Raw genomic sequence first — 10,262 nt, 5'->3', positions numbered from 1 at the left:
GGATGGGGCCGGGGCTGGAGGGGAGGCGGCCGGCCTCGGCGAGTGCGCGGCGGAGCAGGAACTCGATCTGCGCGTTCGCGCTGCGCAGCTCCTCGCCGGCCCAGCGGGCCAGTGCCTCGTACACCTGCGGATCGAGCCGCAGCAGTACCTGCTTGCGCGCCTGCCGGCCCGTCGGGCCCTGCTCGCCGCCGGGGGTCACTGGTAGAGCGTTCCCGTGTTGACCACCGGCTGGGCCGCGCGGTCACCGCACAGGACGACCATCAGGTTCGAGACCATGGCCGCCTTGCGCTCCGGGTCCAGGTCCACGATGTCCTGCTCCGCCAGACGCGTCAGCGCCAGCTCGACCATGCCCACCGCACCCTCCACGATCTGCTTGCGCGCCGCCACGACCGCGCCCGCCTGCTGGCGCTGGAGCATCGCGGAGGCGATCTCCGGAGCGTACGCGAGATGCGTGAAGCGGGACTCGATGATGTGCACGCCGGCCGCCTCCACGCGTGCGTGGAGTTCGACCGCGAGCTTCTCGGTGATCTCCTCGGCGTTCCCGCGCAGCGACAGGCCGCCCTCTTCGTGAGCGTCGTACGGGTACTCGATCGCGATGTGCCGGACCGCCGCCTCGGTCTGGGTCTCGACGAACTCCGTGAAGTCGTCGACCTCGAAGGTGGCCCGCGCGGTGTCCTCGACCCGCCACACCACGACCGCCGCCAGCTCGATCGGGTTGCCGTAGGCGTCGTTGACCTTCAGGACGGCCGTCTCGTGGTTGCGCACCCGGGTGGAGATCTTCTCGCGCGAGGTGAACGGGTTGACCCAGCGCAGTCCGTCGGTGCGGATGGTGCCCCGGTAGCGGCCGAAGAGCTGCACGACCCGGGCCTCGCCCGGCGCGACCGTGTTCAGACCGCTCATCGCTATGACGGAGCCGAGGATCGTGAGGACGCCGAGGGCGATCAGCGTCGCCTTGGGGGCGGCGCCCGCCGCCACCGCGCCCGCCGCGATGAGACCCCCGCCCGCCAACAGGCCCGCCAGTCCGAGGAGTAGCGCCAGACCGCCGCCCACGCTGCGCGCCGTGAACTCCCGTACCCCGTCCGGTGTGGCGATTTGGTTCGTCATCTTTTGCCCCGTTTCTCTGGTCGCGGCCGCTCGGACCACCTAGCAAATTGATATCACTTTTTTGCGTTGCGGCAACCCTTCGGCTTAGGTGAGCGTCGGTTCCAGTGATGTGGGTGCTCATTCTCACGTCCGGATTGACCGGTATTGGTAAGGATTGACCATCCTTTGTCACAGCCTGCGGTGTTAGCTTTCTGAGCTGACGTCGGGGGGGTAATCGAGCGGAGCGGGAGCGATGGGCCGAGCAGAAGTGCGTAAGGCGCAGCAGCGCGGTGCGGGGCGTGCGCCGAGCAGACGCGCCAACGGCGCCGACGGCAAGGGCGGCGCCGGCAAACGCAGCGGCATACGTCGCTTCTTCACGTGGAAGAAGATCCTCGGGACGTTCCTCGGGATGATCCTCCTCCTCATGGCCGCGGCGATCGTCCTCTACTTCTCGGTGGACGAACCGAACGACCCGAACAAGCAGGCCACGCTCCAGAGCAACACCTACCGGTACTCCGACGGCTCGGTGATGGCCCGCACCGGTGACACCAATCGCGAGATCGTGCCGATCGACAAGATTCCCGAGGACGTCCGCACCGCGTTCATCGCCATCGAGAACAAGTCCTTCTACAGCGACCGCGGCATCGACGTGATGGGCGTGGCCCGGGGCCTGTTCAACACGGCCACCGGCAAGGGCAAGGCGGGTGGCTCGACGATCACCCAGCAGTACGTCAAGAACTACTACTTGACGCAGGACCAGTCGGCGACGCGCAAGCTCCGGGAGCTGGTGATCTCCCTCAAGGTCGACCAGCGCATGGAGAAGGACGACGTCCTCGTCGGCTACCTGAACACGAACTTCTACGGCCGCAACGCGTACGGCATCCAGGCCGCGGCCCAGGCCTTCTACGGGGTCGACTCCGACAAGCTGACCCTGGAGCAGGGCGCCTACCTCGCCGCCGTCATCCAGGCCCCCAGCCAGTACGACCTGGCGACGGCCGGCCCGAACGGCACGCGGCTGGTCAACATCCGCTTCAACGCCGTCCTCGACAACATGGTCGAGATGGGCAAGCTGGACCCGGCCAAGCGCAAGACCATGACCCTCCCGCCGCCGATCAAGCCCAAGCCCCGCCCGGGCATGGACGGCCAGAAGGGCTACCTGGTCCAGGCCGCCAACGACGAGCTGAACAAGCAGGGCATCACCGACGCCCAGATCACGGCCGGCGGCTGGACCATCACGCTCAACGTCGACAAGGCGAAGCAGGCGGCGCTGGAGAAGGCCGTCGACGACGAGCTGGAGTCGAAGCTCGACCGCAAGGACACCAAGGGCAGGCCCCAGGACCAGAGCGTCCAGGCCGGCGCGACCTCCGTGGACGCGAAGACCGGTGCGATCGTCGCCATGTACGGCGGTCAGGGCCTGACGGAGAAGTCCGAGAGCAACGCCCTGCGCAAGGACTACCAGCCGGGCTCGACCTTCAAGCCGGTCGTGCTCGCCTCCGCCCTGGAGAACGGGTCGAAGACCCAGGACGGCAAGCCGATCACCCCGAACTCGCTCTACGACGGCACCAGCAAGCGCCAAGTGGTCGGCAGCAAGATCCCGTTCAACCCGCAGAACCAGGACAACAAGAACTACGGCGACCCGATGATGACGGTCCAGGAAGCCACCGACTTCTCGGTGAACTCCGTCTACGCGCAGATGATCGTGGACGTGAAGCCGCCCAACGTGAAGAAGACGGCCCTGGCACTCGGCATGGTGGACCGCGAGGGCTGGCCCGAGGACAGGCCGGCCATGGCGCTCGGCACGATGACCGCGAGCACCGTGGAGATGGCCGGCGTCTACGCCAGCTTCGACAACCACGGCAAGAAGGTCACGCCGACGATCATCAAGAGCGCCAATCACAAGGAACGCGAGTTCACCCCCCAGCAGGCCATCGGCAGCCAGGCCATCAGCCGCAAGACCGCCGACACCGTCACCAAGGTGCTCCAGGGCGTCGTCAACGACGAGGGCGGCTCCGGCAACAAGGTCAGGAGCAGCGCCTACGAGGCGGCCGGCAAGACCGGTACCAGTGAGTCGAACTTCTCCGGCTGGTTCACCGGTTACACGCCCGAGCTGGTCACCGTCGTCGCGATGTTCGGCGAGGAGCCGGGCACCCACACCCAGGTCACCCTGACCGGCACCGCCGGCCTGGGCCGCGCGGGCGGTTCCAGCTTCCCCGCCTCCATCTGGAAGGCGTACACGCTCGCCGCGCTCAAGGGCGTGGACACCGGCAAGTTCGACACGTCGGACGCGGAGATGGGTCCCACGCAGGTGCCGTCCCGCAGCACCTCGCCGTCGCCCACGACGAGCCCGTCCTCCAGCCCGCCGGCGTCCAGCAGCAGCCCGGCGCAGTCCCCGACGCCGCCGGTGAGCCCCACGCCGACGAAGACCGGCGCGACGCCGACGACCACGCCGACGGCGACGCCGACGACCACGCCGACCAAGACCGGCGGGCCCAAGCCGCCGGACCCGCCGATCTTCGGCGGGAACGAGGGACGCTGACGCACCGCCGCCCCGCAGCCTTCGGGCTGCGGGGCGGCGGTTTTTTTCGCACGCCGTGGGCCTCAGGGGTCCGACACCGCCGCCGCGATCCGGCCGCCGAGGCCCTTGCGGGCGGCGTTGACCGGGATCCCGGTCAACGCTGCTCCTGTGCCCCCGGCAGCGGGAGTTCGAACCAGACCACCTTTCCGCTGCTGAGACGCGTCGCGCCCCAGCGGCGGGCCATCCGGTTGACCAGGAACAGGCCGCGGCCGCCCTCGTCCGTGTCCCGCGCCCGGCGCTGGCGGGGCAGCTGCGGGGAGTCGTCGCCGACCTCGCAGCGCAGTACGTCCGTACGCAGCAGGCGCAGGGTCACGGGCCGCTCCGCGTACCGGACGGCATTGGTGACCACCTCGCTGACCAGCAGCTCCAGCGAGTCGCTCAGTTCCTCCAGGCCCCATCGGGTCAGCGCGCGGCGGGCGAACCGGCGGGCCCGGCCCGGAGCGGTCTCCTCCGGGTCCAGGAACCAGTACGCGACGTCACTGGGCGCGATGCCGTCGAATCGGGCCGCGAGCAGCGCGATGTCGTCGTCCCGGTCGCCCGGACCGAGCATGTCCAGCACGTCGTCGCACAGGGCCTCCAGCGGCGGCGGGTGGTCCAGGCCGGTCAGCTGGGCGGTGGTGGCCAGCCGCTCCCGCAGCTGCTCGATGCCGGTCCACACGTCCCGCAGGCGCGACTCCACCAAGCCGTCGGTGTAGAGCAGCAGGGTGGCCCCGGCGGGCGCGTCCAGCTCCACGGCCTCGAAGTCCACGCCGCCGACGCCGATGGGCGCGCCGGGCGGCACGCGCAGCACCTCGGCGCGGCCGCCCAGGTGCAGCAGCACCGGCGGCGGGTGGCCGGCGTTGGCGATGGTGATCCGGTGCGCGACCGGATCGTAGACGGCGTACAGGCAGGTGGCCATGCGGTCGGAGCCCAGGCGCTGCGCCTGCTCGTCCAGGTGGTGCAGCACCTCGGCGGGCGGCAGGTCCAGCTGCGCGAGGGTCTGCGCCGTGGTCCGGAGCTGGCCCATGATCGCGGCGGAGGTCATGGAGTGGCCCATGACGTCGCCGACGACGAGCGCGACCCGGCTGCCGGGCAGCGGTATGGCGTCGTACCAGTCGCCGCCGACCCGCGCCGTCTCGGCGGCGGGCAGGTAGCGGGAGGCCAGGCGCACACCGGTGGGCTGCGGGAGGCTGTCGGGCAGCATGGTGCGCTGCAACTCGTCGGCGATGTACGCCTCACGGCCGTACAGGACGGCCTTGTCGATGCCGAGCGCGGTGTGGGTGGCCAGCTGGGCGGCGACCAGGAGGTCGTTCTGCTCGAAGGCGGGACGCTCCGGGCTGCGCAGGAAGACGGCGGCGCCGATCACCCGCCGGCGGCCGCGCAGGGGCGCGAGCACGGCCCGGTTGCCGCGCGGCAGCGGATGGTCCACGCCGAGCAGCTCGGGCAGCGCCGCCCGGGCGGCGGCGGAGGACCCGAAGACGGGCCGTACGCCGCGCAGCACCTCGGCGAGCGCGCCTCCCGGCCGGATCTCGCACAGCTCGGCCGCCGGCAGGTCACCCTGCGGGCCGACCAGCGGCAGCTGGCTGAAGTCGAGCTCGCCGGTGGCCCCCGCGGCCCCGGCGGGGTCCGTCCCCGCGCCGATGGTGCTGCTGATGTCCGTCAGGTCGTCGATCGGCCGGAGCCGGTCGGTGCGCCGAAGCCTTAAAACGACCGGGCCGACGGGCCGCTCGTCGCCGACCGGGAGCGGATCGCGCAGGTAGACGAGGATGGCGTCCGAGAAGGTGGGCACGGTGGCCCGGCACAGGCCGAGCACGATCTCGTCGAGGTCGATGCCGCGGGCGATCCGCCGGGTGGCGGCGCCCACGAAGCGCAGCCGGTCCCCTTCGCGGCGCGCGGCGGTGGCCTCTCCGGAGCCCCCGGCCGGTATGCCGGTCCCGCCGCCGTGGCGCTCGCCTCCGGCGCGGTACCCGCTGTTCTGCCCGGCGGTCCCGTCCGCACCGGGCGCGGCGTCGGTCCCCGGCGGGGCCGGGTGACGGGCGGCCCCGCCGCCCGCGGTCCGCTGCCCGGCACTGCCGGGCTCGAGGCCGTCACCGCGCGGGCGCGGCGGCTCGGAGGGGACCCCGTGCCCGGCGGTGGCGCCCGCGGCGTTGCGGGCGGCCGCGCCGTCCCGCAGCCGGACGCCGTCCTGGTCCTGGGCCGGGTCCGAGGCGGACGGGCCGCCGGACTCGCCCGGCGCGGCAGCCTTGCGGCGGGGCCGGGGGAGTCCGGCGGCCCCGCCCGCGCCCGCCGCGGAGCGGGCCGAGCGCGCGTCGGAAGCCGCCGCGGCCGCGCCGCCGCCCGACTCCGCGGCATGGCCGGCGCCGGCGCTCTGCGCATGCGTGCGTACGGCCTCGGCGGCGGCGATGGGCGCCTTGCCGTGGCCGGCCTCGTCCGTACCTCCGCCGGAGGCGACGGGCTGCGGGCCCTCCTGGGAGGTGGGGTACTCCGTCACGCGTGGAATTCCGTCCGTTTGCGCTCGATGTGCGCTGCACTCAACTCGGTCAGTCGCGGTATACCCGCTCAGCGGCCCGGGCACCATCGCCCCGAGGTTCGTCTTTGCCTCTCGCCCCCGCGCCGACCTCCCGTCAGGTTCCGCGTGTGGCGCGACACTTGTGGATGCACGGCCCGAACGCGCCGTCCCGCGCGCGCGACCTCGCGGAGCACGATCCTACGTTTGAACCCCGGGGGCGCATCAAGGGTCTCATGAGGTCATATGCGCCGGGGTGCGGTCCCAGTCCTCCGGAAGGGCCGGAATTCTCCAGGCGGGATCCGGCCGCCAGTCCTGCCAGCCGCCGGAGAACGGAGCTCCCCATTCCTCGATCACCTCGACGGCCGCGCGACCGGCGTGCCGGACCCGCAGCGCCTGCTCCCGGTCCATCAGGCCGGACCGCTGCGCCTGGGCGAACTCGTCCTCGTCCAGCCACTTCCAGCTGCGGTCGGGGTAGACGGCGATGTCGAGGAAGTGGTCCACGGAATCCACCCCGCCGGCCCATCGCGACCGGGGCTCCTCCAGGTTCACGTACCAGTTCTTGAACTGCCAGCCGTGTCCCCAGAACAGCCACACCGACCACGGGTCCCCGGGCCGGGCCAGCTTGAGCACCCCGCCGCCGAACCAGCGCGAGCGCACGGTCGTCCGCGGCGCGGTGTAGCGGGTGGCGAGCGGTTCCTCGTGGACGGAGGTGCCGTCGGCCAGGACCGGCTTGACGCACTCGGTGCCCGGGGCCATCCAGACGGCCAGCAGCTCGTCCGTGTCCTGAACCACCGTCACCGGGCGGCAGATGTGCACCGGGCCCTTCAGCCCCGGGGCGTGGTCGCGGTAGCGCCAGAGGATCTGCTCCCCGGGCGCCCAGCGCGTGCCCTGCGCGGGGCCCTGCGGCGCGCCCTGCGCCGAGCCGCTCCCGGGCTTGAAGGTACCTGTCATGCGGAGATCTTAGGGCGGGGGCCCGTGCCCCCGCTGCGGTGCAGGTCACTGGGGGGTTGGCGGACGGGAATCGACCGGATCCGGCCCCCGCCCGGGGGCCGGGTCCGGCGTGTCACGGGTGCGTCATGCGCAGGACGTCCAGGGCCTCGTCGAGCTGCTCCAGGGTGAGGGCGCCTCGCTCCACGTAGCCGGACTCCAGGACGACCTCCCTGATCGTCTTCCGCTCGGCGAGGGACCTCTTGGCCACCTTGGCCGCCTCCTCGTAGCCGATGTAGCGATTGAGCGGGGTCACCACGGAGGGCGAGGACTCGGCGTATTCCCTGGCCCGCGCCTCGTTGGCGGTGATCCCGTCGACCGTGCGGTCGGCCAGCAGGCGGCTCGCGCTGCCGAGCAGCCGGATCGATTCGAGGAGGTTCCTGGCCATCACCGGGAGCATCACGTTGAGCTCGAAGTTGCCGGCCGCGCCCGCCACGGCGACGGTGGTGTCGTTCCCCATGACCTGTGCGGCGACCATCAGGACGGCCTCCGGGACCACCGGATTGACCTTCCCGGGCATGATCGAGGAGCCCGGCTGGAGATCCGGGAGATTGATTTCGGCCAAACCGGTGCGCGGCCCGGAGGCCATCCAGCGCAGGTCGTTGGAGATCTTGGTGAGGGAGACGGCGACCGTGCGGAGCATCCCGGAGGTCTCCACCAGCGCGTCCCGCGCCCCCTGGGCCTCGAAGTGGTCGCGAGCCTCGGTCAGCGGCAGTCCGGTGGCGGCGGCCACCTCGGCGATCACGGCGGCGGAGAACCCGGCCGGGGTGTTGATGCCGGTGCCCACCGCGGTGCCGCCCAGCGGCAGCTCGGCGAGGCGGGGGAGGGCCGCGCGCAGCCGCTCGACGCCGTAGCGGATCTGGGCCGCGTACCCGCCGAACTCTTGGCCCAGGGTGACCGGGGTGGCGTCCATCAGGTGGGTCCGCCCGGCCTTGACCACCTGCGCGAACTCGGCCGCCTTGCGCTCCAGCGCGGCGGCGAGGTGCTCGAGGGCCGGGACCAGCTCGCCGGTGACGGCGGCGGTGGCGGCGATGTGGATGGACGACGGGAAGACGTCATTGGAGCTCTGCGAGGCGTTGACGTGGTCGTTGGGGTGCACCTCCCGGCCGAGACGCTCGGTGGCGAGGGTGGCGATCACCTCGTTGGTGTTCATGTTGGACGAGGTCCCGGAGCCGGTCTGGAAGACGTCCACGGGGAAGTGGTCGTCCCAGCGGCCGTCCGCGACCTCGGCGGCGGCGGACCGGATCGCGTCGGCGACGTCCTGGTCCACCACGCCGAGCTTCGCGTTCACCGCGGCGGCGGCGGCCTTGATGCGGGCGAGGGCCTCGATGTGGGCGCGTTCCAACCGCTGTCCGGACACGGGGAAGTTCTCCACCGCGCGCTGGGTCTGGGCGCGCCATTTGGCGTGCAGGGGCACCCGTACGTCGCCCATGGAGTCGTGCTCGATCCGGAACGCGTCGGCCTGCTGATGTTCGGTCATTTTCCTGGCCTCCTCAAAAACTTGAGCAATTGTCTTGTTCGAAGTGTTCCCAACTCCCCTACCGCCCAGTAAATACCGTGGGTAACACTGACATCCGGGGAGGCGTTCATGGCACGTGCACGTACGAAACCCATGCTCAGATCTACCTTCGCCGCCGTCGCGGCGATCGCGGCCGCCCTGGGCGGCGTCACCGCCGTCACCCCCATGGCCCAGGCGGCGACCCCTGCGGGGGCCGTCACCCCCCTCTCGCCCGAGCTGGAGGCGATCCGCGCCGCGGAGGCCGTCAAGATCTACGGCGACGCCGCCGTCCGCCCGCTGAACGAGCGCAAGACCGGCCTGATCTCGCTGGGCGACAGCGAGATATCGGGCGAGGGCGTGGGCAACTACGACCCCGCGACGAACACGCCGACCAACCAGTGCCACCGCTCACCCGACTCCGCGATCCACCGCACCGGCATCCCGGCCGACCTGACCTTCAACGTCGCCTGCTCCGGCGGCTACACGGGCAACATCAGGATCGGCGGCAGCAAGCAGTACGCCGACGAGCTGGTGCAGAGCGACAGCCTGGCCGTCAAGGCACGCAACACGAAGATCAAGATGGTCCTGCTGGTCGCCGGGGCCAACGACGACCTGCAGTTCGGCCCGGTCATGACCGACTGCGTCACCCGCTGGGTGCTCAGCCAGGGCGCCTGCGAGCCCAAGTACGCGCCCGGCTGGCAGGGCCGCGTCGACGGGCTCAAGCCGAAGGTGGAGGCCACGGTCGCGGACCTCAAGTCGGTCATGCGCGACGCCGGTTACGCCGACTCCGACTACAAACTGGTCGTGATGGGCTACCCCAGCCCCATCGGGCCCGACTTCCACGACAACCCGAACTTCCCCGGCAAGCTGCCCGGCGGCTGCGCCGGCTACGACTCCGACGCCACCTGGGGCCGCAACTACGCGGTGCCCACCTTCGAGAAGGGCATGCGCGCGGCGGCCCTCGCCTCCGGCGCCACCTACCTGGACAACTCGCGGCTCTTCCACGGGCACGAGGTGTGCATGGAGGACACCTGGGCCCGCGGCCTCTACCTGGACCTCGGGGACCACTTCCCGTGGGACGAGAACACCGCCCGCCAGTCCTTCCACCCCAACTACCGGGGCCACGGCGCCTTCGCGTCCTGCCTGACCCAGCTCTACAACTCGGGCCTGCGCGAGGCCTCCTGCGCCGACCCCGCGAGCACCGGGACGCCCGTCCTGCAGGCCGGGGCCTGGGACGACAAGTTCAAGCCCCTGAAGAACGAGGCGACCGGCAACTGCCTGGACTCCTTCGGCGGCTCCAGCGCCAACGAGACGAAGATCGTGGGCTGGGACTGCCACGGCGGCCGGAACCAGGGCTGGTGGTACGACGCCGCCCGCAAGTCCGTCCACATCGAGCTGACCCAGGACCGCTGCCTCGACACCCCCGGCGCCCACTACGGCTCCGGCACCGGTCTGATCATCTGGAACTGCCACGGCGGCGCGAACCAGCAGTTCGTCCGCGACGGCGCCACCCTCCGCCCCGCCGCCGCCCCGGGCATGTGCCTGACGGTGGCCGCCGCCCGCGAGCCGCTGCGCCTGCAGGCCTGCAACGGGTCCGCCAACCAGCGCTTCGTGTAACCCCGCCCCCATCC

At 71.6% G+C, this 10,262-nt stretch carries 7 protein-coding genes; 2 read left to right on the top strand and 5 right to left on the bottom strand.

The genetic code is table 11. From position 1 onward, the window contains the following. Both PV721_RS36415 and PV721_RS36410 read right to left on the bottom strand, forming a co-directional pair. Positions 1–199, bottom strand: a 199-nt coding sequence (locus PV721_RS36415) for a hypothetical protein (protein ID WP_319732044.1), incomplete at its 3' end; no start/stop codon positions are given. After that, the gene (locus PV721_RS36410) at positions 196–1,104 is read right to left on the bottom strand and encodes an SPFH domain-containing protein (protein WP_319732041.1); all 909 of its coding nucleotides are present in this window, start codon (positions 1,102–1,104) and stop codon (positions 196–198) included. The genes PV721_RS36415 and PV721_RS36410, both read right to left, overlap by 4 nt. Before the next feature lie 232 nt (positions 1,105–1,336). On the opposite strand from PV721_RS36410, the gene PV721_RS36405 reads away from it, so the two are divergent. Further along, the gene (locus PV721_RS36405; protein WP_319732039.1) at positions 1,337–3,619 is read left to right on the top strand and encodes a transglycosylase domain-containing protein; all 2,283 of its coding nucleotides are present in this window, start codon (positions 1,337–1,339) and stop codon (positions 3,617–3,619) included. A gap of 133 nt (positions 3,620–3,752) precedes the next feature. Here PV721_RS36405 and PV721_RS36400 read toward each other — a convergent pair whose 3' ends face one another. The 3 genes from PV721_RS36400 to PV721_RS36390 all read right to left on the bottom strand — a co-directional run bounded on the left by PV721_RS36400 (position 3,753) and on the right by PV721_RS36390 (position 8,613). Then, positions 3,753–6,128 (bottom strand): SpoIIE family protein phosphatase, encoded by a 2,376-nt coding sequence (locus PV721_RS36400; RefSeq protein WP_319732037.1) that lies wholly within the window; start codon positions 6,126–6,128, stop codon positions 3,753–3,755. Between the two features lie 249 nt (positions 6,129–6,377). Further along, a complete protein-coding gene (locus PV721_RS36395; protein WP_319732035.1) occupies positions 6,378–7,097 on the bottom strand; it encodes a DUF402 domain-containing protein in 720 nt (239 codons plus the stop codon). A gap of 112 nt (positions 7,098–7,209) precedes the next feature. Then, positions 7,210–8,613 carry a class II fumarate hydratase gene (locus tag PV721_RS36390; protein ID WP_319732033.1) on the bottom strand — a complete coding sequence of 468 codons (1,404 nt, stop codon included), beginning with the start codon at positions 8,611–8,613 and terminating at the stop codon, positions 7,210–7,212. A 108-nt stretch (positions 8,614–8,721) separates the two neighbouring features. Here PV721_RS36390 and PV721_RS36385 point away from each other — a divergent pair, with 108 nt between their 5' ends. Then, entirely contained in the window at positions 8,722–10,248 is a 1,527-nt protein-coding gene (locus PV721_RS36385; protein ID WP_319732031.1) for a ricin-type beta-trefoil lectin domain protein, read from the top strand. Positions 10,249–10,262: the final 14 nt, after the last annotated feature.

Source organism: Streptomyces sp. MB09-01 (assembly GCF_033794505.1).
In the GTDB taxonomy this organism is placed as follows: domain Bacteria; phylum Actinomycetota; class Actinomycetes; order Streptomycetales; family Streptomycetaceae; genus Streptomyces.
This window is presented reverse-complemented; position numbering and strand designations above follow the sequence as displayed.